Annotated in this window: 20 protein-coding genes; 14 read left to right on the forward strand and 6 right to left on the reverse strand. The window is 59.0% G+C overall.

All coding sequences use genetic code 11. The features are described from left to right. The first annotated feature begins 170 nt into the window (after positions 1-170). Positions 171-1,409 (forward strand): acyl-CoA dehydrogenase family protein, encoded by a 1,239-nt coding sequence (locus DYL59_RS05200; RefSeq protein WP_135288215.1) that lies wholly within the window; start codon positions 171-173, stop codon positions 1,407-1,409. A gap of 31 nt (positions 1,410-1,440) precedes the next feature. On the opposite strand, the gene DYL59_RS05205 is transcribed toward DYL59_RS05200, so the two are convergent. Continuing rightward, positions 1,441-2,226, reverse strand: coding sequence for a sulfite exporter TauE/SafE family protein (locus DYL59_RS05205; protein WP_135288216.1), 786 nt, complete (start codon positions 2,224-2,226; stop codon positions 1,441-1,443). Between the two features lie 192 nt (positions 2,227-2,418). On the opposite strand from DYL59_RS05205, the gene DYL59_RS05210 reads away from it, so the two are divergent. The 3 genes from DYL59_RS05210 to DYL59_RS05220 are packed head-to-tail and all read left to right on the forward strand — an operon-like array spanning position 2,419 to position 4,165. After that, on the forward strand, positions 2,419-2,937 hold the full coding sequence (locus tag DYL59_RS05210; RefSeq protein ID WP_135288217.1) for a DUF3455 domain-containing protein: 519 nt from the start codon (positions 2,419-2,421) through the stop codon (positions 2,935-2,937). Positions 2,938-2,978: 41 nt separating this feature from the next. Then, positions 2,979-3,500, forward strand: a complete 522-nt coding sequence (locus DYL59_RS05215) for a sigma-70 family RNA polymerase sigma factor (RefSeq protein WP_135288218.1) — start codon at positions 2,979-2,981, stop codon at positions 3,498-3,500. Beyond that, complete coding sequence (locus tag DYL59_RS05220; protein ID WP_135288219.1) at positions 3,497-4,165, forward strand: anti-sigma factor; 669 nt, start codon at positions 3,497-3,499, stop codon at positions 4,163-4,165. The genes DYL59_RS05215 and DYL59_RS05220 overlap by 4 nt, the downstream gene beginning before the upstream one ends. Here the strand turns inward: DYL59_RS05220 and DYL59_RS05225 are convergent, their stop codons facing one another. Next, positions 4,166-5,467, reverse strand: coding sequence for an ATP-binding protein (locus DYL59_RS05225; RefSeq protein ID WP_135288220.1), 1,302 nt, complete (start codon positions 5,465-5,467; stop codon positions 4,166-4,168). A gap of 3 nt (positions 5,468-5,470) precedes the next feature. Further along, positions 5,471-6,172 (reverse strand): response regulator, encoded by a 702-nt coding sequence (locus DYL59_RS05230; RefSeq protein ID WP_135288221.1) that lies wholly within the window; start codon positions 6,170-6,172, stop codon positions 5,471-5,473. Between the two features lie 303 nt (positions 6,173-6,475). Between DYL59_RS05230 and DYL59_RS05235 the strand changes: the two genes are divergently transcribed. The 5 genes from DYL59_RS05235 (at position 6,476) to DYL59_RS05255 (ending at position 13,126) form a co-directional block, all read left to right on the forward strand. After that, positions 6,476-7,600: an efflux RND transporter periplasmic adaptor subunit gene (locus tag DYL59_RS05235; RefSeq protein WP_135288222.1), complete on the forward strand. Its 1,125-nt coding sequence runs from the start codon at positions 6,476-6,478 to the stop codon at positions 7,598-7,600. Between the two features lie 6 nt (positions 7,601-7,606). Then, positions 7,607-10,699: an efflux RND transporter permease subunit gene (locus tag DYL59_RS05240; protein WP_135288223.1), complete on the forward strand. Its 3,093-nt coding sequence runs from the start codon at positions 7,607-7,609 to the stop codon at positions 10,697-10,699. Positions 10,700-11,027: 328 nt separating this feature from the next. Then, positions 11,028-11,669 carry a DUF1345 domain-containing protein gene (locus tag DYL59_RS05245; protein ID WP_135288224.1) on the forward strand — a complete coding sequence of 214 codons (642 nt, stop codon included), beginning with the start codon at positions 11,028-11,030 and terminating at the stop codon, positions 11,667-11,669. A 126-nt stretch (positions 11,670-11,795) separates the two neighbouring features. Beyond that, positions 11,796-12,599: a carbohydrate binding domain-containing protein gene (locus DYL59_RS05250; protein WP_135288225.1), complete on the forward strand. Its 804-nt coding sequence runs from the start codon at positions 11,796-11,798 to the stop codon at positions 12,597-12,599. Positions 12,600-12,685: 86 nt separating this feature from the next. Continuing rightward, positions 12,686-13,126, forward strand: a complete 441-nt coding sequence (locus tag DYL59_RS05255; protein WP_135288226.1) for a hypothetical protein — start codon at positions 12,686-12,688, stop codon at positions 13,124-13,126. A gap of 72 nt (positions 13,127-13,198) precedes the next feature. On the opposite strand, the gene DYL59_RS05260 is transcribed toward DYL59_RS05255, so the two are convergent. The 3 genes from DYL59_RS05260 to DYL59_RS05270 form a co-directional block, all read right to left on the reverse strand. Further along, positions 13,199-15,460 (reverse strand): autotransporter outer membrane beta-barrel domain-containing protein, encoded by a 2,262-nt coding sequence (locus DYL59_RS05260; RefSeq protein ID WP_337678416.1) that lies wholly within the window; start codon positions 15,458-15,460, stop codon positions 13,199-13,201. A 239-nt stretch (positions 15,461-15,699) separates the two neighbouring features. After that, entirely contained in the window at positions 15,700-17,667 is a 1,968-nt protein-coding gene (locus DYL59_RS05265) for a hypothetical protein (RefSeq protein ID WP_135288227.1), read from the reverse strand. Positions 17,668-17,774: 107 nt separating this feature from the next. After that, on the reverse strand, positions 17,775-19,670 hold the full coding sequence (locus tag DYL59_RS05270; RefSeq protein ID WP_135288228.1) for a hypothetical protein: 1,896 nt from the start codon (positions 19,668-19,670) through the stop codon (positions 17,775-17,777). A 319-nt stretch (positions 19,671-19,989) separates the two neighbouring features. On the opposite strand from DYL59_RS05270, the gene DYL59_RS05275 reads away from it, so the two are divergent. The 5 genes from DYL59_RS05275 to DYL59_RS05295 all read left to right on the forward strand — a co-directional run bounded on the left by DYL59_RS05275 (position 19,990) and on the right by DYL59_RS05295 (position 25,140). Continuing rightward, complete coding sequence (locus DYL59_RS05275; protein WP_202877193.1) at positions 19,990-20,997, forward strand: LacI family DNA-binding transcriptional regulator; 1,008 nt, start codon at positions 19,990-19,992, stop codon at positions 20,995-20,997. A gap of 113 nt (positions 20,998-21,110) precedes the next feature. Next, entirely contained in the window at positions 21,111-21,893 is a 783-nt protein-coding gene (locus tag DYL59_RS05280; protein ID WP_135288230.1) for a sugar phosphate isomerase/epimerase family protein, read from the forward strand. Next, a complete protein-coding gene (locus tag DYL59_RS05285) occupies positions 21,886-22,827 on the forward strand; it encodes a sugar kinase (RefSeq protein ID WP_135288231.1) in 942 nt (313 codons plus the stop codon). The genes DYL59_RS05280 and DYL59_RS05285 overlap by 8 nt, the downstream gene beginning before the upstream one ends. A gap of 46 nt (positions 22,828-22,873) precedes the next feature. Then, positions 22,874-24,166, forward strand: coding sequence for an MFS transporter (locus tag DYL59_RS05290; protein WP_135288232.1), 1,293 nt, complete (start codon positions 22,874-22,876; stop codon positions 24,164-24,166). Beyond that, positions 24,163-25,140, forward strand: coding sequence for a 2-hydroxyacid dehydrogenase (locus tag DYL59_RS05295; RefSeq protein ID WP_135288233.1), 978 nt, complete (start codon positions 24,163-24,165; stop codon positions 25,138-25,140). The genes DYL59_RS05290 and DYL59_RS05295 overlap by 4 nt, the downstream gene beginning before the upstream one ends. The last annotated feature ends 56 nt before the right edge of the window (positions 25,141-25,196 follow it).

Consider the following 25,196-nt stretch of genomic DNA (forward strand, 5'->3'; position numbering starts at 1 on the left):
TGCCCCGGATCGAGCGGGCCGGGGCCGATGTCGCGCAGCGAGACGGTTTGTCGATCTACTGTTGCCAGGGCAACAGTGCGTGGGGCTTTCACCCCGTAAACACGGGGGCAGGCACCCGGCACGGAGTGTGCAATACCCATGGCATTGATCACTGCCCAGGAGCCTTGTCCATGACCGAACACCACGTCATCAACCCGCTGTCCACCGGCGTCGACTACCCCACCCTGGCCGCCCGCTTCCGGCCGATTTTCCAGCGCATCGCCGAGGGCGCGGTGCAGCGCGAACAAACCCGCGCCCTGCCCCATGAGCCGATCCAGTGGCTTAAAGAGGCGGGCTTTGGCGCGGTGCGGGTGCCGGTGGAATACGGCGGTGGCGGCGCCTCCCTGCCCCAGTTGTTTGAACTGTTGATCGAACTGGCCGAAGCCGACTCCAACGTGCCCCAGGCCTTGCGCGGGCACTTCGCCTTTGTAGAAGACCGCTTGAATGCGCCCCCGAGTGCCGGGCGCGACCTGTGGTTCAAGCGCTTTGTGGAGGGCGATATCGTCGGCTGCGCCTGGACCGAGATCGGCAACGTGGCCATTGGTGATGTGGTCACCCAGGTCAGCCCGGACGGCGATAAGTGGAAGCTCAATGGAGAAAAGTTCTACAGCACCGGCAGCATTTTTGCCGACTGGATCGATGTGTACGCCCAGCGCAGCGACACCGGTGGCGACGTGATCGCCGCCACCCGTGCCCGCCAGCCTGGCGTGGTGCACAGCGACGACTGGGACGGTTTTGGCCAACGCACTACCGGCAGTGGCACCTCGCGGTTTACCGATGCCGTGGTGGAAGCAGAAAACGTGATCGATTTTGCCACCCGTTTCAAATACCAGACCGCGTTCTATCAGTTGGTGCTGCTGGCCAGCCTCGCCGGTATCGGTCGCGCCGCGCTGAGGGACGTTGCCCATCAGGTACGTAGCCGCAAGCGCATCTACAGCCACGGCAACGCGCCGCACGTCAGCCAGGATGCGCAGGTTCAACAGGTGGTCGGTGAAGTCGCCGCGTTGGTGTATGCCGCCGAGGCCAGCGCCTTGAAGGCTACGGTGCCAGCACAACGAGCCTACGTGGCGCGCTTTGGCGGGGATGATGTGGTTGAACGTGAAGCCAACGTGGCCGCCGAGATTGAATCGGCCACGGCGCAGGTGGTGGTGTCGCAGTTGATCCAGCGGGCCACCAGTGAATTGTTCAATGCGCTGGGGGCGTCGGATGTGCGCCAGGGCAAATCCCTGGACCGGCACTGGAGAAATGCGCGCACGGTGTCGTCGCACAACCCGGTGATCTACAAGGCGCGGATTGTTGGGGACTGGGTGATCAACGGGGCAGAGCCGCCGTTTGTGTGGCAGATCGGCAATGGCCCGGTGAAAACGTAAGGCCGCTCCCACATTTGAACGGTGTGCACCTCTAAAAAGCGAGTTTGTAGCCGATGGCCATGAGCATGATCGCCAGGCACGGACGCAACACGCCATCCGGCAACTTACCCGTCATATGGCTACCGATATAAATCCCCGGCAACGAGCCCATCAGCAAAAAGCCCAGCAAGTGCCAGTCCATGTTGCCCATGCTGGCGTGGCCCAGGCCCGCTACCAGGGTCAGGGGTACGGCGTGGGCGATCTCGGTGCCCACCAGGCGGCGGGTGGCCAGGAACGGATAGAGGATAAACAGCGCCACGGTGCCCAGGGCGCCGGCGCCAATGGACGTCAGGGCAACCATGGTGCCCAGCACCGCGCCCGTTACCACGGTCAGCGCGTTCAGGTTGCGCGGGCTCATGTGGTAATCGTCACCGGCATGGCGTTGGGCGAAGGCCAACAGGCTTTTCTTGAACAGGATCGCCAGGGCCGTCAGCAGCAACACCACGCCAAGGGCCTGCTTGATCACCGCGTTCATGGCGCTGGGGTCGGTGTGCAGGCTGGCCAGGAACCACAGGGTCAGTAACACGGCGGGCACGCTGCCCAGGGTCAGCCAGCCGGTGATGGTCCAGTCGATATTCTTGTTCTTGCTGTGCACCAGCACGCCACCGGACTTGGTGATGGCGGCATACAACAAATCGGTACCCACGGCAGTGGCCGGGTTGATGCCGAACCACAACAGGATCGGGGTCATCAACGAGCCCCCACCCACACCGGTCATGCCCACGATAAAACCAACGATCAGGCCCGCAACCACAAAACCAAAATTACCCACATCCATTACTGCTACCTGCGGCCTTATAAATTTCTGGCGGCAGGATAGCGATTTTTCTTATAACGACTTATATCAATATGATCTGACTTTAGATCTTTTTGTTTTTTTAACAATTTATTCGCCAACCCTGCATCCAATTTTGGCGCCCATGGGTAGTCCCTGCAGCAACCCTGCTGTTCTACCCAATGGAGAAACACCATGAACGCCAAAGCATTGCTCTGCCTCGCCAGCCTGCTCGCCGCACCGGCTGCCTTTGCCCAAACCGGCTTGCCCGACAGCATCAAGGTGCCGGATGGCCACAAAGTAGCGCTGGAAACCACCGGCGTCGGCGAAATCACCTACGAGTGCCGTGACAAAGCCAACGCCGCTGGCCAGGTGGAGTGGACCTTCGTCGGCCCCAAGGCCGTATTGAATGACCGCAGCGGCAAGCAAGTGGGCACCTACTTTGGCCCACCGGCCACCTGGCAGGCCAAGGACGGTTCGACAATCACCGGCACCCAGTTGGCGGTAGCGCCGTCGAGCCCGGGCAACCTGCCCTACCAATTGGTCAAGGCCAACCCGGCCGAAGGCAAAGGTGCCATGAGTGGCGTGAGTTACATCCAGCGCGTCGCGCTCAAGGGTGGCGTGGCGCCGAGCAGCGAGTGCACGGCGGCCAACAAGGGCAAGCAGGAAGTGGTGAAGTACCAGGCCGATTACATCTTCTGGGCAGCCAATTGAGCAAAGTCGACTACGCTGCCTGATGATTCGGTCGTTGGGGAATGTGCGTGTTTGACTACGAAGCCTGTTTGCTGGCCTGCGCCCGTGGTGATCAACGGGCGTTGCGCCGCTTGTATCAACAGGAAAGCAGCCACTTGCTGGGCGTGGCCTTGCGTATTGTCCGCGACAGGGCCATGGCCGAAGACATCGTGCACGACGCATTCCTCAAGATCTGGCGCGGTGCCGCAAGCTTTGACCCCAGTCGCGGCTCGGCCCGTGGCTGGGTGTTCACCGTGACCCGTCACCTGGCCCTCAATGCCGTGCGCAACCAGTACCGCGAGGTGCCACTGGACGCGCAGCACGAGCAAGTGAGCGATGGTGCAACCTTTGAATTCAGCGCACGCTCCGGGCAAGTCCACACCTGCCTGGAGCAGCTCGACCCGGCCCGTCGAACGTGCATCCTGCATGCCTATGTCGACGGTTATTCCCATAGCGAAATCGCGTTGAAACTGGGCACCCCGCTGGGGACTGTCAAAGCCTGGATCAAACGCAGTCTCGCCGCGCTACGGGAGTGCATGGCATGAGCGACACACTCGACGAACTGGCCAGCGAGTACGTGCTGGGCACCCTGCCCGCCGAACAACGCCGCGAGGTGGAGCAACGCCTAACGCACGACGCCGAACTACGCAAAGCGGTGGACGCGTGGGAGCAACGCCTGTTGCCGCTGACCGCGCTGGCCGAACCCGTACCGCCCTCGGCGCAGCTGTGGCAGCGCATCGAGCGCAACATCACCACGGCCCGTACGCGGTGGTGGGACATGCTGGCTGTGTGGCGTGGCTTGGCGGGCGCAGGGCTGGCGGCCACGCTGGTCCTGGGCGCACTGCTGCTGACCCGCCCGCCTACGGCTGATCCAACGTTTGTGGTGGTGCTGGTGGCGCCCCAAAGCCAGGCGCCTGGCTGGGTGATCCAGGCCAGTCACAACCAGCAGATTCAACTGATTCCGTTGGGGGTGATGGAAGTACCGGCCGACAAGGCCCTGCAATTCTGGACCAAGGGCGATGGCTGGCAAGCGCCGGTGTCCCTGGGGCTGGTCAAACCAGGGCAGACGCTGTCGGTGCCGCTGGACCAGTTGCCGCCGCTCGCGCCCAACCAGTTGTTCGAGCTGACCCTGGAAGACCCCCGTGGCTCCCCCACCGGTAAACCCACTGGGCCGATCCAGGCCATCGGCCGTGCGGTCAAGGTGCTCTGATCAACCGATGCTGGGCAGCCACACCCGGAAACGCGCGCCGCCCAGCGGTGACGCCAACGCCGTCAAGCTGCCGCCCTGGGCCGCCAAGGCGCGCCGACTGATGGCCAGGCCCAGGCCGAAGCCCCCAGTGGCGCGGTCACGGCTGCGGTCGAGACGGTAGAACGGCTCGAAGATGCGCTCGCGCTGGTCCAGCGGGATGCCGATGCCATCGTCGTCCACGCAGATTTCACAACCATCGGCGCCGACCTTGACGCCCACCTGGATGCGCTTGTCGCAATAACGCGTGGCATTGCGCAGCAGGTTCTGCAACGCTCGCGCCGTCAGGCGTGGGTCCAGGCTGAAGCGCTCGACGGCGCAATCGAGCGCCACATCGATGACGATTTCGGGGTTTTCCAGTTCGTCATCGACGCTGCCCAACACGCTATCGATAAACTCATCCAGCACCACCTCCACCCGCTCCGGCAGCTGCGCCGGGTTTTGCAGGCGGCTGTAGGACAGCAGCTCCAGCACCAGCTCATCCAACTCGCGGATATGCGCCACCAGGCTTTGCAAACGCTCGCGGCTGGCGGGCGGCAAGTCTTCGGACAGCGCCAGGGCCAAGCCGAAATCCAGGCGCGTCAGCGGTGTGCGCAACTCATGGGACACCGCGTTGAGCAGGTCACGCTGCTGGTTGAGCAGGTGCTCGATATCGTCGGCCATGGTGTCGAATACCGCCGCCAGGCTACCGATGTTGGAACTGGACGGAATCTGCGTGCGCTCCCCCAGGTTGCCCTTGCCCAGTTGCGCGGCGGTGCTCTTGAGCCGCTCCAGGTCACGCCAATGGGGACGCAGCCAAATCAACAGGCACGCCAGCAATGCGGCGCCGATGAGCACGTTCATCGACCAGTACAGCAGGTTCATGTCCAGGGGGTCTGGCGGAATGACCAGCTTGACCACGAACTGGTCGTTGATCGGCGAGCTGATGTCCTCTGCCCAGCCCCACTCCCCCAGGCGGATCACCGGCTTGCCCTGGGCCAGTTGTAGTGCTTCTTCGGGGGTATAGCTGGCGTCCTGACGCAGCAGCAGGTGCACTTTGAGCGGGGCAAAATCCTGGCTCAGTTGCTCGGTAATCTGCGACCAGCGCTCCACCGGCGCACGCAGGTACTGTTTGACGATCAGCTTTTGCATCCCCCTGGACTGCTCGACGTTGTAGTCCAGGTAACGGTGCTCGAACAGTTGGATCACCAGCTTGGGAATCAGGAAGATCGCCGCACTGTAGGTGACGATGGTGATCAGGTAGAGACGCAGCAACACACGAAACATCGATCAGTATTCCCACTCGGAACGGCTGAACAGGTAACCCTTGCCCCACACGGTCTTGATCTTGCGCGCTTCACCGGCGTTGTCGTCGAACTTGCGGCGCAGCTTGGAGATGGCCACATCCACCGAACGGTCAGTGCCGTTGAATTCGATACCGCGCAGGCGCTGCAGGATCTGATCGCGACTGAGCACTTCACCGGCATGCCGCGCCAGCACCACCAGCAGGTTGTATTCGCCGCTGGACAACTCCACCGGCTGGCCGCGCCAGGTCACGGTGCGCTCCGACAGATCGATGCACAGGTTGCCCATCAGGATCTGGTCGTTGGCCAGTTGGGGTTCGGACAAACTGCTGCGGCGCAACAAGGTGCGCACACGAGCCAGCAATACGCGGGGCTCGCAGGGTTTGGTCACGTAGTCGTCGGCGCCCATTTCCAGGCCCAGCACCTGGTCGTGGCTATCGTCGCGGGCGGTCAGCATCAGGATCGGCAGGCAGGCCGAGTCGGCACGCAGCAGGCGGCACACTTGCAGGCCGTCGAGGCCCGGCAGCATCAGGTCGAGGATCACCAGGTCCGGCGGGTTGCTGCGGGCCCGCTCGCGAACGTGATCGCCACGGCTGAGCACGCTGACGTGGTAGCCGTTGCGCTCCAGATAGCTGGCAATCAGCTCGGAGAGTGCGGCGTCGTCTTCCACCAGGAGGATGTTGGGCATGGGGGTACGTCCAAAAATACAGTTACGGGCAGTACACAAACCCCAATGTAGGAGCGAGCTTGCTCGCGAAAAACGCCAACGATGACGCGGTAAACCAGATGCAACGCGGCGTCCTCAGGTTTTTCGCGAGCAAGCTCGCTCCTACAGTGGGCGTCTTGGGTGTTTGCGAGTTTTTTGTAAGGATATACATCCTCGGCGCACTATGCGCCGCACCTTACATTTCTTCACACACCTCCTACACAGCTTCACAGCACCCCTGCCTGAGTGACCTTAGGATGCACCGGTCATTATTGGGATATAAGCATGTCGAAGAATCTGTTTGCGCCGTTTTGCCTGCTGGCCCTGACCTTCGCCCTCAGTGCCTGCGACAACTCCGCAGCCCAGGCGCCGGATGCGCCACTGGCCAAAGTCCGTATCGAAACCCTGCAAGCCAAGCCCCTGTCCATCAGCAGCGAGCTGAGTGGGCGCATCGCCGCGCCGCGCATTGCAGAGGTGCGCGCGCGAGTGGCGGGTGTGGTGATGCAACGGGCGTTCAACGAAGGCCATGACGTCAAACAGGGCGACGTGCTGTTTCGCATCGACCCGGCCCCCTTCAAGGCTGACCTGGACAGTGCCCAGGCCAACCTGAGCAAGGCGCAGGCCAATGCGTTCCAGGCGCGCCTGCAAGAACAGCGCTACAGCCAACTGGTGGAAGACCAGGCCATCAGCGGCCAGGACTACGACAACGCCCGCGCCGCCGTGCGCCAGACCAACGCCGAAGTCGCCGCCAACAAGGCCGCCGTCGAGCGCGCCCGGCTGAACCTGGGTTATGCCACCGTTACCGCGCCGATCTCGGGGCGCATCGGTCGGGCGCTGGTGACCGAGGGTGCGCTGGTGGGCCTGAATGAAGCCACGCCGTTGGCGATCATCCAGCAACTGAACCCGATCCACGCCGACCTCACCCAATCCACCCGTGAACTCAACGACTTGCGCCGCGCCTTCCGTGCCGGCAGCTTGAAACAGGTGGGCCAGGACCAGGCCAAGGCCACCTTGATCCAGGACGATGGCAGCCTGTACCCGCTGCCAGGCAAGTTGCTGTTCGCCGAGATCAGCGTCGACCCCGGCACCGGCCAGATCATCCTGCGCAGCGAATTCCCCAACCCCACCCTCGACCTGCTGCCCGGCAGCTTCGTGCGGGTGCGCCTGGAACAGGCCGTCGACAAGCAAGGCATCAGCGTGCCGCAACGCGCCATCACCCGTGACAGTGCCGGCATCCCCATGGTGTTGCTGCTTGATGCCGAACAGACCGTGAGCCTGCAACCGGTGGAACTGGGCGCTGTAATCGAAGACCGTTGGGTGGTCAGCAGTGGCTTAAAGGCCGGTGACCGCATTGTGGTCGAAGGCCTGCAACATGCGCGCCCCGGTGAAAAAGTCCAGGTAGAGGAATAACCCGCCATGCCGCAGTTCTTTATTGACCGCCCGATTTTTGCCTGGGTGGTGGCCCTGTTCATCCTGCTGGCCGGCGCGCTGGCTATCCCGCAGTTGCCGGTGGCCCAGTACCCGAACGTTGCACCGCCTAAAGTCGAGATCTACGCGGTGTACCCCGGTGCCTCGGCGCAAACCCTGGATGAAAGCGTGGTGAGCCTGATCGAGCAGGAGCTCAACGGCGCCGATCACCTGCTGTACTTCGAATCCCAAAGCAGCCTGGGTTCGGCCACCATCACCGCCACCTTCCAACCCGGCACCGACCCGGAAATGGCCCAGGTAGATGTGCAAAACCGCCTCAAGGCCGTGGAGCCGCGCCTGCCCCAAGCGGTGACCCAGCAAGGGTTGCAGGTAGAGAAAGTGTCTGCCGGTTTCCTTCTGCTGGTCACCCTCACTTCCAGCGACGGCAAGCTTGATGACGTGGCGCTCAGCGACTACCTGGCGCGCAACGTGATGAACGAGCTCAAGCGCCTGGACGGCGTGGGCAAGGCGCAGCTATACGGCGCCGAACGGGCGATGCGCATCTGGATCGACCCGCAAAAGCTGATCGGTTTCAACCTCACGCCCGCCGATGTGAACGCTGCCATCAGCGCGCAGAACGCCCAGGTGTCGGCGGGCAGCATTGGTGATTTGCCAGGCACCAAGACTCAGGAAATCACCGCCGCCATTCTGGTCAAGGGCCAGCTCTCCACACCGGCGGAATTTGCCGACATCGTGCTCAAGGCCAACCCGGACGGTTCCACCGTGCGCATCGGTGATGTGGCGCGGGTAGAAATCGGCAGCCAGGAATACCAGTTCTCCACGCGCCTGAACGGCAAGCCGTCCACCGCCGTCAGTGTGCAATTGGCACCGGGGGCCAACGCGCTGAACACCGCAACATTGGTGCGGGCGAAGATGGACGAACTGTCGCGCTACTTCCCGGCCAATGTGGAATACAAGATTCCGTACGACACCTCGCCGTTCGTGAAGGTCTCGATCACCAAGGTGGTCTACACCCTGCTCGAAGCCATGGCGCTGGTGTTTGCGGTGATGTTCCTGTTCCTGCAGAACGTGCGCTACACGCTGATCCCAACATTGGTGGTGCCGATTGCGCTGATGGGCACCTTTGCCACCATGTTGCTGCTGGGTTTTTCGATCAACGTGCTGACCATGTTCGGCATGGTGCTGGCCATCGGCATCCTGGTGGACGACGCGATTGTGGTGGTGGAGAACGTCGAGCGCATCATGGCCACCGAGGGCCTGTCGCCCAAGGATGCGACGAAAAAAGCCATGGGCCAGATCACCGGGGCTATCGTCGGGATCACGTTGGTGCTGGTGGCGGTGTTCCTGCCGATGGCGTTCATGCCGGGTTCGGTGGGGGTGATTTACCAGCAGTTCTCGCTGTCGATGGCGACTTCGATCCTGTTCTCGGCGTTCCTGGCCCTGACCTTGACCCCAGCGCTGTGCGCGACCTTGCTCAAGCCGATTGCCAAAGGTGATCACCACGCCAAAGGCGGCTTTTTCGGTTGGTTCAACAAACGCTTCGATCAGCTCACTGACCGCTATGAAGGCTGGGTGGCCTATGCTCTCAAGCGCAGCGGCCGTTACCTGTTGATCTACCTGATACTGCTGGTGGGCCTGGGGTGGATGTTCAGCCGCCTGCCCTCCTCATTCCTGCCGGTGGAAGACCAGGGCTACACCATCACCGATATCCAACTGCCGCCGGGTGCCAGTAAAAACCGCACGGTGCAGGTGGCCGAGCAGATCGAGGCGCATAACGCCGGTGAACCGGGGGTGGGCGATACCACCATGATCATGGGGTTCAGTTTCTCCGGTTCCGGGCAGAACGCGGCGCTGGCGTTTACCACGCTCAAGGATTGGTCGGAGCGAGGTAGCGATGATTCCGCAGCGTCCATTGCAGACCGCGCCAATATGGTTTTCAGCGAGCTCAAGGATGCGATTGCCTACGCCGTGTTGCCACCACCGGTGGATGGCCTGGGCACCTCCAGTGGCTTTGAATTCCGCTTGCAGGACCGTGGCGGCGTGGGCCACGCGGCATTGATGGCGGCGCGGACCCAGCTGCTGGCGGCAGCCGAAAAAAGCCCGATACTGGCCAACGTGCGCGAAAGCGCCCTGGCCGAAGCACCGCAAGTGCAGTTGGAGGTGGACCGCAAGCAGGCCAACGCCCTGGGCGTGTCCTTCGCAGATGTGGGCAACGTGCTGTCTTCGGCGATTGGATCGGCGTATATCAACGACTTCCCCAACCAGGGCCGCATGCAGCGCGTGGTGGTGCAGGCCGAAGGCGACCAACGCAGCCAGGTGGCGGACTTGATGAAGATCAACGTGCGCAACAACGCTGGCAAAATGGTGCCGCTGTCGGCCTTCGTCGAAGCTAAATGGACCCAGGGCCCGGCGCAGTTGACGCGTTATAACGGCTACCCGGCAATTGCCATCAGTGGCGAGGCTGCACCGGGCCATAGCACCGGTGAAGCGATGAATGAGATCCAGCGCCTGGTCAACCAACTGCCCGCCGGGCTGGGTCAGGAATGGACCGGTCTGTCATTGCAGGAACGTTTGTCTGGCGCCCAGGCACCGATGCTGCTGGGCCTGTCGCTGCTGATCGTGTTCCTGTGCCTGGCAGCGCTGTATGAAAGCTGGTCGATCCCGACCTCGGTGCTGCTGGTGGTGCCGCTGGGGGTACTCGGCGCGGTATTGGCCGTGACCTTGCGTGGCATGCCCAATGATGTGTTCTTCAAGGTCGGTTTGATCACCATCATCGGCCTGTCGGCGAAGAACGCGATTTTGATCATCGAGTTCGCCAAAGACCTATACGACCAGGGCGAAGACCTGATCAGCGCCACGTTGAAGGCAGCACGGCTGCGCTTGCGGCCGATCATCATGACCTCGCTGGCGTTCATCCTCGGCGTGGTGCCGCTGGCGATTGCCACCGGGGCCAGTTCGGCAAGCCAGCAGGCGATTGGTACGGGGGTGATTGGCGGGATGATCACCGCGACGCTGGCGGTGGTGTTTGTGCCGGTGTTCTTTGTGGTGGTGATGAAACTGGTCAAAAAGAGCCCAAGGTAGACGCGGTCAAATGTGGGAGGGGGCTTGCCCCCGATGGCGGTGTATCAGCTGAAATATTCTTCACTGACCCACCGCTATCGGGGGCAAGCCCTAATGCCAGTCAGTTAAGCGTTTACCAACCCCTGTAGGAGCGAGCTTGCTCGCGAAAAACGTCAACGATAACGCGTGAAACCTGGATGAACGTGTTGCCTTCGAGTTCTTCGCGAGCGAGCTCGCTCCTACAAAAAGCTTAACTGACTGGCATTAGGGCAAGCCCCCTCCCACAGGGTTATGGGTTGTATGCAGGATCAGCTACAGTCTGCTGACACTTGGTAAGCAGTGAGCAACCATGCCCTTCCTAGCCCGCACCCACCCTCGCCTCTCCGCCGCCGCCGTGCTGGGCCTCGCCGTAGGCCTACTGGTGCCGGCCGACACGGTCGTCAGCAAAATCCTCATCGGCTGGAACACAGGCGTGTGGACCTACCTCGTGCTGATGCTCTGGCTCACCCGGCGCGCCAAGGCCGAAGACGTCAAGCGCATCGCCGAAATCGAAGATGAGAACGCCGGGCTAGTGCTGTTCACGGTGTGCATTGCGGCCATTGCGAGTTTGGCCACGATTACCTTCGAACTGGTCGGCAGCAAAGACCTGCCCACCACCGAACGCCTGTTGCACTACGGCTTCACCGGCCTGACGGTTATCGGTTCGTGGTTGCTGATCGGGGTGATTTTCAGCGTGCATTACGCCCGCCTGTATTACACCTGGGACGGTAAGGAACCCGCGCTGCGCTTCGCCGAAGGACTACTCACGCCCAACTATTGGGACTTCCTGTACTTCTCGTTCACCATCGGCGTGGCCGTGCAAACCTCGGATGTGGGCGTTGCGACACGGGGCATGCGCAAGGTGGTGTTGGGGCAGTCGTTGATCGGGTTTCTATTCAATACCGCGATTTTAGGTTTCTCGATCAATATTGCGGCGGGGCTGTTCGGCTAGGGCTAACCATCAGAAAAAGGCGACGAACGGAGGGGCGAACCTGTTACTTCTGACAGTTGTTGAATGTCGACTTCGGGCGCTGAATGGACTTAATAAAGCCATGCAACAGCTGCGGAGGGTTAACCGATGTCAGCGCTCGTTCCATTAGCCAACAACCTTATTCGCAACGGCAACTTTGCCGTAAAAGAACTGCATTGGAATGCCTCTGCGGTGCCCCCTGGGGAGGTAGATTTCTCCAACCAAAGTTGCATCCTGAGGAAAAATGCCCGGGCCGAACAGACCTTGACCATTTTGGGCGCAACAGCCTACACCTTTAGTCTCTACAGCCTGATTACCTACAACGGCTCGGGTGCAGCGAGTGTGATATTCCAGCCGTCAGGCACCCAGGAGTCCATTCCCGTGTCTGGCAACCATGGCTGGTTGCGTCGCTCGTTGGCGTTCACCACACCCGCAGCCACAACTGGGGCCACTGTGCAATTGACGGGCACCTCAGGGGACGTGTGGTTCGATAACGTCAGATTGGTTGAGGATGACGGAACAATCATTCCCATTGAACTTATCCGCAACGGCAATTTTTCAACTAACGGGAATGACTGGGATGTGACAGCCACTCCTCCGGCCACCGCGACCTTCAACAGTCAGCAAAGTCAGCTGAACCACGGGGGGTTCATAGAGCAGCACATCACGGTAACCCCAGGGCAGACTTACACTTTTTCAATTGACGCTCAGACGCCGTCTGGGGGGCATGGCTTTGTCAGGTTCCACCTGGCACCCGACAACGTACCCGAGGTTGAGTTGCGCGGTAGTGGCGGCTGGGACACTTATCTGTTTTCGCTCACGGTGCCAGTGGATACTCCTGACTTCACGCTTCAAGTGGAAGGCACAACATTTTTGGTCGTCGACAATATTTCATTGCAACTCGCCATCTAGAGACTTGAGTAGACGCCTGTTAAAGAGTGCACGTTTGCAAGCCGATTGTTTACACACGTCATCGACACACGAAGGAGAACGACATAATGAGCACCCCTACTGCACCCCTCCGGAAGGGCACGAAAAGCGAAGTCGAGCAACAGTATTTTCAAGGCAAGATCGGAGGCCAGGACTTCAAAGCCGACTTTATGACGCATACGTTGAAAAATAATTTTTGGCTTGCAGAAGGCACCATGCGGATCCCACCCAATGAAACTTCAAGGCAGGTGGTCACCTTCAAGTATTCTGCGAATCGCGACCTCCTGCCAAATGGCCGTTACACATTAACAGAGAACGATAAAGACCCTCGGCTCGCCGTTATTCTCATGACTGTTAATGATACGCCGACGCCTGCTTATGAAGCCGAACGAGGGACGATTGAATTTTTCCACGATCCAAATGATAACAGCATCAGTGGTGCGCTCGATATTTACTTCCATGATCTCAACGGCATAGAAGTACGCGCACAGATTCTGTTAAGTATTTAAATAACAGCCAAAAAAAAACGCCCCGGAAAACGGGGCGCTTTTATACATTCAAGGTTCAGTGTTATTGCTCAGTTACCATGTATAGCGCACACCAACATTCGCACCCCATGGCTGATCAACGTGCTTGCCCTGACCGTAGTCAAAATCGGCATGCACTTGTAAATGTTTGGACAGCGAAACCGCGACCCCGGCACCCAGTTCTACACGCGAGCCTGAAAGGTTATTGTCAAATGCTTGGTTGTTGACCGACACCTTGTTGTTTTTGGCAAACTCATGGGCCATCCCAGCCCGCAGGTACGGTTGGACCAAACTGCCGTCATCCATTACAAAGTCACGACCTACAGTCACCCCAAGCTTACCCAGCACCGAGTCAGTATGGTTGCCTTTGGCTTTCAAGCCATTGTCCAGGCCGTAGCTCTTGCCCTGCACCGTGACCACCGAGGCCTGGGCAAACGGCTCGATAAAAAAGTCGTTGTCCAACTTGATGTTCCGGCCCACCTCAACCGACGCGCCCAACGCGTTGGTGCTGTAGCTACCTTTAGCCTGCTTGCCATCACTCAAGCCCACTTTGGAGTCATTGTTCAAGCGGTTAGCCTTGACCACACCGTCGAAGTAGTAGCCGCTCTCTTCATCCAGCCAAGTGGCGTACAGGCCGGCGTAGTAACTCTTGACGGTACCCGATGTACCACGGCTGAGGTCCAAGTCTGACGTACTGTGGCCAGCCATCACCCCCAGCAACCATTGCCCATCGCCCAGCGGTGCGTCCGCTCCCAGGGAGAAACCACGCTGTACCTGATCGTAAGCACCGCCATCTCCACCGCTGACTTCATATTTGTTGCCGTATGCACGCAGCCAGCCACCCGCTTCGGCACCGTTATGGCGTAGTTCACCCATGCGACTGCGCAAAGACGTCATCTCGCCATACCACACGGTCGGGGCCGTATTGAACAATGCCAGGACCGAGCGGGTACCCGGACTGACGGTACGGTTATCGGGATCAAGGAACCAATCAGTACCTTCTTGCTTAAGCCCGTAGGACCAGGCGCCGACATCTACCGCCCCCCCCACCAGGGAAAATTGTGCATCGCCACCACCGGTATGGACGATATGCACCTCTCCCGGGTTCACCGGTTCAGCGCCACTGCTGGCGAGCAACAGTTCGTGGTTGCCGGTTGCTTCCCCAGTGATATTCAGGAAGTCGGTCAGGCCTCCAGCGAAATCCGTTCCCATTACAAAGGTGCCCTGCCCCGACAGACTCTCCAGGTCTAGTTGATAAAACGCGTTCTTCTCGCCCTGGCCGAATTTGACCACACCATTGGCCAAACTCAAGTCACCCACCTGGCTGTTGCCGGTCATGACCCACATCGATTGATCACCCACCAGCAACGACGACACATTTTCCAGGCGGCCGGTCAGCGAAGCATGATCATTGAGTTGCAGGTGAGCACTGCTGCCGGCATCAACAATGACGTCACCCTGTAACTGGCTGTTCTCAACATTCATATTGGCTGTTGAAAAGCCTTTCACTTCCAGCAGGTTGCCGTTACCGCCCGTCAAGGTCGAACCATTGCGCACGTCTATGTTGGCGACCGAGCCGTTGCCTTTATAACCTTGCACCAACAAAGCTGCACCCGTCGTTCCCGTGACATGAGTCTGATCAAGCAACAGCGTATTCGGCCCTGGCGCATGACGGTCATACGACATTTCAATGCCGTTACGCCCGCCGGTGATATTGCTTTGATAGGCCTGGGCCGTAGCGCTTTCCAGGCTCAACCCGAAGCTACCAGCGCCGGTACCTATCAATTGGCTGTTGACAGCCTCCAGTACACTTCCACCTGCCACTGCAGCACCACCTGTGGCGCCGACAAGCACGCTTCCGTTGACGACCGCGCTCGAGGCCTCGGTCGAGGTGGTGAACTTGCCCACCAGCAAACCATGATAATCAGCACTGGAGATCACACTGTTGTTGATCTGTGCGGTGCTGCTGAGTAACGTCAAACCGGTTCTAAACTCCCCGGAAGCGATGATACGACTATCATCTACGCTCACATTTGAGCCACCTTGAGCAACAACGGTCCCCGTAATCGTAGTTTGCTCACTGACGTTCAGATTCGACGCGTTGGCATAAATATCCAGTGCACGACCATCCACAATGTTCAATGTGGCATTTTGCAACTCATAGGTATCCAAATAGGCGTCATGGCGGATAGTTTCTTCCGTATTTTCAATAAGCCTGGCTTGGGCACCCGGAGCAAGAAACAATAATGTGACCACCGACGGCACCTGCATCATGGCAACCAAAGGTTTTAACTTAAAACACGAATTAATTTTCACAAGACACCACTCATTCAACAGACATTCCATAGCGGAACTGTTCGGCCTATTTCCAGAGGGTTGGAGCCAGGCCACTCAAGGCCGCAAAGCTACAGAACGGGATTACCTTTATATGTAGGATTAATCCCAACATGCCGGTGTGAAGAAAGGTATTTGAAGCGTGAAGTGCGCAAGGAGGATGTACGGAAAATATGGGGGCCGCAGCCCCCCAATGTTCTGTCTCTACAACGGATCATCCCTTAAACAGTAGGGGGTTGCTGCTCGCAAAACAGACCATTCAAGTCGGTGAACCGAGTGCGCGCCCAGGCTCGCACGGAGGGTTGGTCCCCCTCTCCTGGAATAGGTACGAAATAGTGGAAGTCCACTGAATTGCGCACTGCGGGACGCAGCGATGCATAAGGAACCGTAATATCGAAACCACCTGTAACCATGGCCGGCGTCAGTGGCGGTGAATTCAGAACCAGTGTAGTCCCCAACTGGGTATCCCCCGTGATATCGCTGAACACTCGGAACTCACACCGTATGACCATGAATTCTTTGAAGTAGACCGAATTGCCTGGCACATGGACAGTCCCTGCCCAATTCACCGGATGGAGGTCCGTACATGCCCACGTCGCGGTTGCCTTTTTGATGACGGCCATTTGCAACACGACTTTGTTGGCATTCACGACCACATCCTGCGAACGGGAGCGTTGGATGTTGTCATTGGTACCCCAACCCACTGTGTAGAACACCTTGACGGTCTTGTTCCCCACTGTTCGGATAGTCTCCCAAGGCACTGTGCGGGTCAGGGTGTCGCCTGGCCCTTCAGTGGTCAGGGTCACATCCATAAACTCATGCGCAAAATCATCCCAATAACCACGAATTCTTGCTCCTGGAGCCGGCAAAGGCGTATCCCACAACACCAACTTAACGGTCGCATCAACTTCAAAGTCGTCAGCAGGTAGTTCATTCTCCACGTCCGGATCACTGCCGTAGACCGTCACGAGGTTAAACGCAGGGTTTTCCGGATCGGGAGTGGGTGGAGGTCCTTCGGCGGAATAATCCTGCGCAATTTCGTGGTCTGGCGCATCGAATGAGGTGCCGTGACGGTCGATAAAATACGCAATGGTCGTTGGAAGTTCTCCCGTGGCGGTGCCGTAATCAGCCAACAGGTTCGCGCGAGTGATGGGTAGCATCAACGGAAAGGGCAAGAACAAATTGACGGGAAAACGTAGCGGCGGCCGCGTACCAAACGTCAATTCGACTACGTCAACCGACGGCAAATTGTTTGTATATTGGCGTATAGCGACGAACACCCCATCAGGGTCATAAAGGTCCGCCAAATCCAGAAGTCCGTCGGCAGGCTGGCGCGCCAGAGGAACATAGGCCTCCAGCGGATCCGGAGCAGGCGTCAGTTCTAAAGTGATTCGGGCGGGCGTGCTGTCTTTGCTCGGGTTGCCAGCAAGATCGATCAACACATAAAACAAGTAATTTTGCCCAGCTAGATTGTCTTTAATCAGGTCCCAGTCCAGCGTAAATTTCAGGTCATCGTCAACAGGAAAAGTATCAACCGGGTCAGACAACTGTGAAGAGAAGTCCGGAGAGAAGTGCACCGCAATACGTTCCCCTGCTTTACGGGTTGAATAGTCAGGATATGTACACTCCAGGCCCTCGGGATGATCATCCACATCCTGTTGGGTGATTTTACCGGATGCCAGATAGAGCGGAAATTCCGGAGCCCGTGGGTGATTGGGAAACTCAGGCGCAGTGAAGTCCACCTCCAGTGGCGCACCGATCAGCAACGGTGTAGGAGAGCTGCCCTCATAGAGGATATACCCCACCTCATGCTGACCTTCGGTCAAGCGTGATACTGGCATATCCCTGATGAAAGGTGCGTCAATGGGTGGGAAGGTCGGGTTTGCGGCCGTCTGGAACCGTACGACGTACATCGCCGCTCCCCATTGTGATGCGCCTCGGCCACGCATATGAATGTCAACCCGAGTGGTGAGGGGGTCCAAGTCCTCGTCGGCAGCCAGTTCCGAGATATCAAACGTTACGGGGAGCGGTTTTTTCGCATTGGCAGCAGAAATGAGCCCGTCACTGTTCAATGAGTCAAAGGTTGGGAGGGGCAATGCTAAAACACCGGCCTTGCGTTGAGACAACAGCGTTTTATTGGCGGCACGCGAATCAATTGCAGCCTGCTGTTTCTTGCTTAAGATTGTCATGTACGTTCTCCTTTTTTATAAACGAAACTCGCCAGTCAAATAGCCTCGCGCCTGCAACGACTCATGTCTGCAACGTGCATCAGCTTATTACCTTTAAGTGCCTTTACTTACTTGATTTCCGGCCCATCGCCGTCGGGCCCACAATAGCCGAGGCCGGGTCTTCTTCGATCAATTTTGACGTAACGTAATCTCGAGGAGCCGATGATTCTATTTTTCCGCCAGAGGGTATATTCAACAGAGGCAGAACTCCCCGGGCTGTGCGGGTCCGGCGACTTGATGGGTTTGACTTTCTCTTCATAGTTCGCTTGCTTGAACGTATATCCGCTTTCCGCCTCTTCCTTGCTCAAACGATGCACCAGGGTGTCCGCAGTCGATGGGATGGGGCCACCGCCACCAAACTCCCGGTAACCGTACCATTGTGCAACCAAGTCATCACCTTCCCTGAAGTCTGCTTCGGGCAGTATCCGGATAGGGACGTGGTCCCAAAGTTTTATAGCTGCGTCACAGTTGATAAACGTAAAGATATTGGCACTTGGATACTCCACCCGCTGAAATATCTTGGGAGGCACAGCATCAACCTCCACATTGGTAAAGTAGGACAACTGCTCGTTCACGCCATTGAACGTCGTGTAGTACACCGGCAACTTGTCGTTATTACCTGCGTCAACAATGACTTGCCAATCAATATCACTGAACTCAACCCGTACACCTTCGGCGTCCCCCTTGCTTGTATCGACGGTATAGCTCGCTATGGGCTTGTCCATAGAGGGAAAGTCACCCCAAAATAGCTCTAGAACTTCTCCCGTTTTCGGTTGGTGATACAACAACACACTGGCGTAGACGCGCTTGTCCTTATCACGAAGGTCGATGTAGTTATCCGTTGTCGAGCCTTCCCCAAATACCGTCACTCGCGGCAAATCCATATTCAGTAATGCAGGTGCATTGATATGGTCCTGGCCTGCAACTCTGAAATCCCAACGAATCAGCGTGGGTGGGCTGGGTGGGGTTGGCACACTGCTGCCGAAACGCGTGATGGTGTAGGTGGCGTTACCGGTGTCGATCCCCAAACCATCCTCTATCAATTTGGGCCACGGGATCTCGGCATCGAACGGCACTTGAGTGACGCTCTGCGTTACAAGGCGTGTGTTCCCCCAATCTACGGTGTAGCGGTCTCCCGTCTGCCAATTGTCGTACTGCAATTTTGCAACCACCCCAAGCCGGGCATCGTGCCGATTGATCAGGCCGTTCGCCATCGCTGGAATGACCAGCGCTTTAAGGTCCGAAGGCCCCGCCGGCAGTTGCACTTGTACATTCGCCTGTTCAGACCTGGGCCCTCGGTTGCCCGAGCGGTCCTGAAGGCGAATATGTACATATTGAGTACCATTGGGATACAAGGAAAATTGCGCGACAGGAATCGGCAGGATCAGCGGGCTGTCCTCCCATTCAAGCTCTACATACCCGGCAGGTGCGGCGTCGGCGGGCGGTGACTGATCCGAGTGGTAGTAATAAATACGGTCTTTAGCCCGTCGGCCATTATAAGGCTGTACGACAAGGTCAACCGTTAGATGCGTCGCCGCATAGTCCGCATCAATAAGCGAAACAGGGAACTGAGGCGCACGGGGTGCAACGTTGTTATTGGGCGGGGTACGATCAAGCACCAGGGTGCGCAAATCCGAAGTTGTTGACCCTCCAGTCTCATCAGTGATCCGGTAACCCAGCCGAACTGTGCCGTCATTCTCCAGATAGTCTCGCGAGATCCAGATGGAGAAAGGAAAAGGCTTGTTAATTGGGCCATCCCAGCGCTCCTTGAAGGGGGGGACGCCCTCCCCTCCACTGCGAGCCCAGACGATTTCTACAATATTGAATTCACCCGCCTGCGCCGCACCATCCCACAACTTAGGGATGACCACTTCAAGGTCGGAGTCGAGGTGCTGATGAGGAATGTAGCCTTCAAGTATGGGCGGGATCACGTGATCGAGGATGGGCACCTCAATATCGTCCAATCGAAAGATTCCGTTTCTTGGCAATGCCTTACCGAAGTTTCGTGGAGAACTCATCATGCGCTCCTAGGATTTCTTCATTCGCGATGCATTCAAGTGCCTGTGGCAAATTAAACGCGCAATGCGCAAGATCGAATACTGTCAGAACTCACAGGTAGTCACTGCCGCTCGTCGGTTTCCAGCCGCGTGACCTTGGATTTGACGCTTGACGAATAGGCCAGGTTGATGTCTCCTGAAACCGGTTTCAGATTCTGAAAACTCAAAATAAGAAAGGCTGCCCACCGTGACTTCCTTCTCCGCCGCCCAACGCACCCGCGTCACCATGCTCGACGTCGCCCAACACGCCGGCGTGTCCAAAGCCAGCGTCTCGCGTTTTATCGGCGACGACCGCGCCCTACTCTCCGATGCCATCGCCCAGCGCATCGAACAAGCCATTGACCACCTCGGTTATCGCCCCAACCAGATGGCCCGTGGCCTTAAGCGCGGCCGCACACGCCTGATTGGCATGCTGGTGGCAGACATTCGCAACCCCTACTCCATTGCCGTGATGCACGGCGTCGAAACCGCCTGCCGCCAACACGGCTACAGCCTGGTGGTGTGCAACACCGACCGTGATGACGAACAGGAGCGTCAGCACTTGGCGGCGCTGCGCTCGTACAACATCGAAGGGTTGATCGTGAACACCCTCGGCCATCACCTGGACCAACTGCTGGAACTGCAACGGGAAATGCCCCTGGTGCTGGTGGACCGCAAGGTTGAGCCGCTGCACAGCGACCTGGTGGGGCTGGATAACCCGGCGGCGGTGCGCATGGCAGTGGAGCATTTGCAGCAACAGGGTTATCGCGATGTGTTGTTGGTAAGTGAGGCCACAGACGGCACCAGCTCGCGGTTGGAGCGTGTGGAAAGTTTCAAGCAGGAAATCGCCAACCGCCCGCAGTTGACCGGCGCCGTGTTGGAGTTGAACGCTGAATTGGAACACCACCTGCAGATTTTTTTGGCCAAGTCCGGGCCCAAGGCGTTGTTTTGTGCCAACGGCGTGGCGGCATTGGCCTGTACCCGTGCGTTAAAGAGCCTGGGCTGCAACCTGTTCGAGGATATCGGCCTGATCGCCCTGGATGACCTGGACTGGTATCCGCTGGTAGGTACAGGTATCACCGCCCTCGCCCAACCGACCGAGGCCATCGGTGCCACAGCGTTCGACTGTCTGCTCAAGCGCCTGCGTGGCGATACCGAGCCGACACGCACCCTGGATTTCCCACCCCAACTCATCATCCGCGGCTCCACCAACCCCTGTAGGAGCGAGCTTGCTCGCGAAAATCGCCAACGGTAACGCGGGCATCCTGAATGAACACGGTGTGCTCAGGATTTTCGCGAGCAAGCTCGCTCCTACAGAGAGCGTGTTTTTTTGAACAAAAATGAAACCGGTTTCAGAGGTAAACAACAATGCACAAATACCCCGTCTCCATCAGCCTCTCCAGCTACGGCGCCGACTTGGTTCGACAGCAAGGCCAGTTGAGCTTTGTCGAGCTGCTCAAGGCCTCCGGCGCCCAGCGCATCGAGTGGCGTGAAGAATTACTGACCACTGAGCACCCGGCTGAACTGGCCCAGGCCGCTGAACACCACCAATTGCAATCGGTGTTCTCATCACCCCTGGAGCTGTGGGTCGCTGGCCGTGCCCAGCCCAATGCCGAACTCATTGCCACCCTGAACCGCGCCCAAACCTTTGGCGCGCAATGGCTCAAAGTCTCCCTCGGCTATTTCACCGACACCAACGACCTGGAAAGCCTGCACGCCCTGCTCGCCCGCCACCCGGTGCAGTTGCTGGTGGAAAACGACCAGACCCTGCACGGCGGACGCATCGAACCGATGCAGCGCTTCTTCACCGAAGTGGAACGCCTGGGCCTGCCGGTCAAGATGACCTTCGACATCGGCAACTGGCAGTGGCAAGACCAATCCGCCCTCACCGCTGCACGCCTGCTGGGCCGGCATGTGGATTACCTGCACTGCAAGGCCGTGGCCCGACGTGCAGACGGCAAATTGGTGGCCGTGCCGCCGGGCGCCACTGACCTGCATCTGTGGGAACAACTGCTCAAGCATATGACTCAAGGAATTACTCGGGCGGTGGAATTTCCGTTGCAAGGTGATGACCTGATTGACGTCACTGCACAACAGGTCAGCGCCCTCGCCGTCCTTGGCCAACCCCGCGTGGAGAACGCCCATGTCTGAGATCGATATCCTCTCGTTTGGTGAAACCATGGCGATGTTTGTCGCTGAGCAAACCGGCGATTTGGCCCAGGTGGCGCAGTTTCATAAACGTATTGCGGGCGCCGACAGCAATGTGGCCATCGGCTTGTCGCGGTTGGGTTTCAACGTCGCCTGGCTGAGCCGGGTGGGCAATGACTCGTTAGGCCGCTTTGTGGTCGACACGCTGCAAAAGGAAGGCCTGGATTGCCGGCATGTGGCGGTCGACCCGCTGCATCCCACGGGTTTTCAATTCAAGTCCCGTGAAGAGGCCGGCGCCGACCCGCAGGTCGAGTATTTCCGCAAGGGTTCAGCGGCCAGTCACTTGTCTATCGCGGCTATCAGCCCAGCGCTGCTGCAAGCCCGCCATTTGCATGCCACCGGCATTCCGCCAGCGTTGTCCGAAGCAACCCGTGAGCTGTCCACCGAGCTGATGACGCAAATGCGCAAGGGCGGGGGCAGCGTGTCGTTCGACCCGAACCTGCGCCCATCGCTGTGGGCTAACGAGCAGACGATGATCCGCGAAATAAACGCCCTCGCCACCCACGCCGACTGGGTCCTGCCGGGCCTGGGCGAAGGCCGCCTGCTCACCGGGTTTGACGACCCGGCGGATATCGCCGCGTTCTACCTCGACCAGGGCGCCGAAGCCGTTGCCATCAAGCTCGGCGCAGACGGCGCCTACTACCGCACCCACCTGGACCAGGGCTTTATCGCCGCCGTGCCCGTGGAAAAAGTCGTGGACACCGTAGGCGCCGGCGACGGTTTTGCCGTGGGCATGATCAGCGCCCTGCTGGAAAACCTGAGCTTCCCCGAGGCGGTACAACGCGGCAACTGGATCGGTAGCCGCGCCGTGCAGAGTCGCGGAGATATGGAAGGTTTGCCCACCCGTCTGGAATTACCCGTTCGATCCGTTGCGTAACTCAACTACCTGTTGCCACAACTACAACAAGCTCAGGAGCCACCCCATGGAAACCGTGAAACTCGCCACCCGCCGTTGGTGGTACATCATGCCCATCGTTTTTATCACCTACAGCCTGGCGTACCTGGACCGCGCCAACTATGGCTTCGCTGCCGCCTCCGGAATGGCCGAAGACCTGATGATCACTCCCGGCATGTCGTCGCTGCTGGGGGCGCTTTTTTTCCTTGGCTACTTTTTCTTCCAGGTGCCGGGGGCGATCTACGCGCAAAAGCGCAGCGTCAAGAAGCTGATTTTTGTCAGCCTGATCCTCTGGGGCGGCTTGGCCACCCTCACTGGCGTGGTGTCCAACGCCTACATGCTGATCGTGATTCGCTTCACGCTTGGCGTGGTCGAGGCGGCGGTGATGCCAGCAATGTTGGTGTACCTGTGCCATTGGTTCACCCGCGCCGAACGCTCCCGCGCCAATACCTTCCTGATCCTCGGCAACCCGGTGACTATGCTGTGGATGTCGGTGGTGTCGGGCTACCTGGTGCAGCATTTCAGCTGGCGCTGGATGTTTATCATCGAAGGCCTGCCAGCGGTGTTGTGGGCGTTTATCTGGTGGAAACTGGCCGATGAGCGTCCCAAGGACGCCCAGTGGCTCAGCGACAGCGAAAAACACAGCCTGGAAAGCGCCCTCGCCGCCGAACAGGTGGGTATCAAGGCCGTGAAGAACTACAGCGAAGCGTTCCGTTCGCCCAAGGTGATCGTGCTGGCGTTGCAGTTCTTCTGCTGGAGCATCGGCGTATATGGCTTTGTGCTGTGGCTGCCGTCGATCCTCAAGGCCGGGTTGAAGATGGACATGGTCGAGGCAGGCTGGTTGTCGGCGCTGCCTTACCTGGCGGCGGTGATTGGCATGCTGGTGGTGTCCTGGGGCTCGGACAAGCTGCAAAAGCGTAAGCGCTTTGTATGGCCGCCGCTGCTGATCGCCTCCATTGCCTTCTATGGGTCCTACGCCCTCGGCGCCGAACATTTCTGGTGGTCCTACACCCTGCTGGTGATCGCGGGGGCGTGTATGTATGCGCCTTACGGCCCGTTCTTCGCCATTGTCCCGGAGATCCTGCCCGCCAACGTGGCCGGTGGCGCCATGGCGCTGATCAACAGCATGGGCGCCTTGGGTTCGTTCGGCGGTTCGTACCTGGTGGGTTACCTCAATAGCAGCACCGGCTCGCCCGGCGCCTCGTACCTGCTGATGAGCGGCGCGTTGCTGCTGTCGGTGGTGCTGACGATTTTCCTCAAGCCTGGCGCCAGCGACCGCTCGCCCGCACCCACCCTCGAATTGAAGGCCAAGACCGCATGAAAAAGTCTGTCGTGTTGTACAAGAAACTCTCCGCGCCGCTGATGGCACGCCTGCATGAACACGCTGACGTCACGCTGATTGAAGCGCTGGACGAGACCGGCCTGGGTAAACTGCGCGACGCGTTGCCCACCGCCCACGGCCTGCTGGGTGCCAGCCTGCGCCTGGATGCCAAGCTGCTCGACTTGGCGCCGCAACTGGAGGCCGTGGCCAGCGTGTCCGTGGGCGTCGACAACTACGATATCGACTACCTGACCACGCGCGGCATCCTGCTCAGCAACACCCCCGATGTACTCACCGAAACCACCGCCGACACCGGCTTTGCGCTGATCCTGGCCACAGCCCGCCGTGTGGTGGAGTTGGCCGACATGGTGCGCGCCGGCCAATGGAACAAAAACATCGGCCCGGCGCACTTTGGCAGCGACGTGCACGGCAAGACCCTGGGCATCATCGGCATGGGCCGTATCGGCGAGGCGTTGGCCCAGCGTGGGCATTTTGGTTTTGGCATGCCGGTGATTTACCACAGCCATTCGCCCAAGCCATTGGTAGAAAAACGCTTTGGCGCACAGTACCGCAGCCTCAATGAATTGCTGCAACAGGCCGATTTTGTCTGCCTGACGCTGCCGCTCACCGCCGAGACCGAAAAGCTGATCGGCGCCGAAGAGTTTGCACTGATGGGCCCGGAGACAATCTTTATCAATATCTCGCGAGGCAAGGTGGTGGATGAGGCGGCGCTGGTTGCGGCGCTGCAGCAACGCACGATACGGGCGGCGGGGTTGGATGTGTTTGAGCGTGAGCCGTTGGCTCATGACTCGCCGTTGTTGCGTTTGAACAACGTGGTGGCTACTCCCCACATGGGTTCGGCAACCCATGAGACGCGGGAGGCGATGGCCAAGTGTGCGGTGGATAACCTGTTGCAGGCGTTGGCCGGTGAGAGGCCGAAGAATTTGGTGAATGCCGCGGCCTGGAAGCAATAACCCCTGACACAACACAAAACCAATGTGGGAGCGGGCTTGCTCGCGAATACGTTATG

Source organism: Pseudomonas kairouanensis, assembly GCF_004682055.1.
In the GTDB taxonomy this organism is placed as follows: Bacteria; Pseudomonadota; Gammaproteobacteria; order Pseudomonadales; family Pseudomonadaceae; genus Aquipseudomonas; species Aquipseudomonas kairouanensis.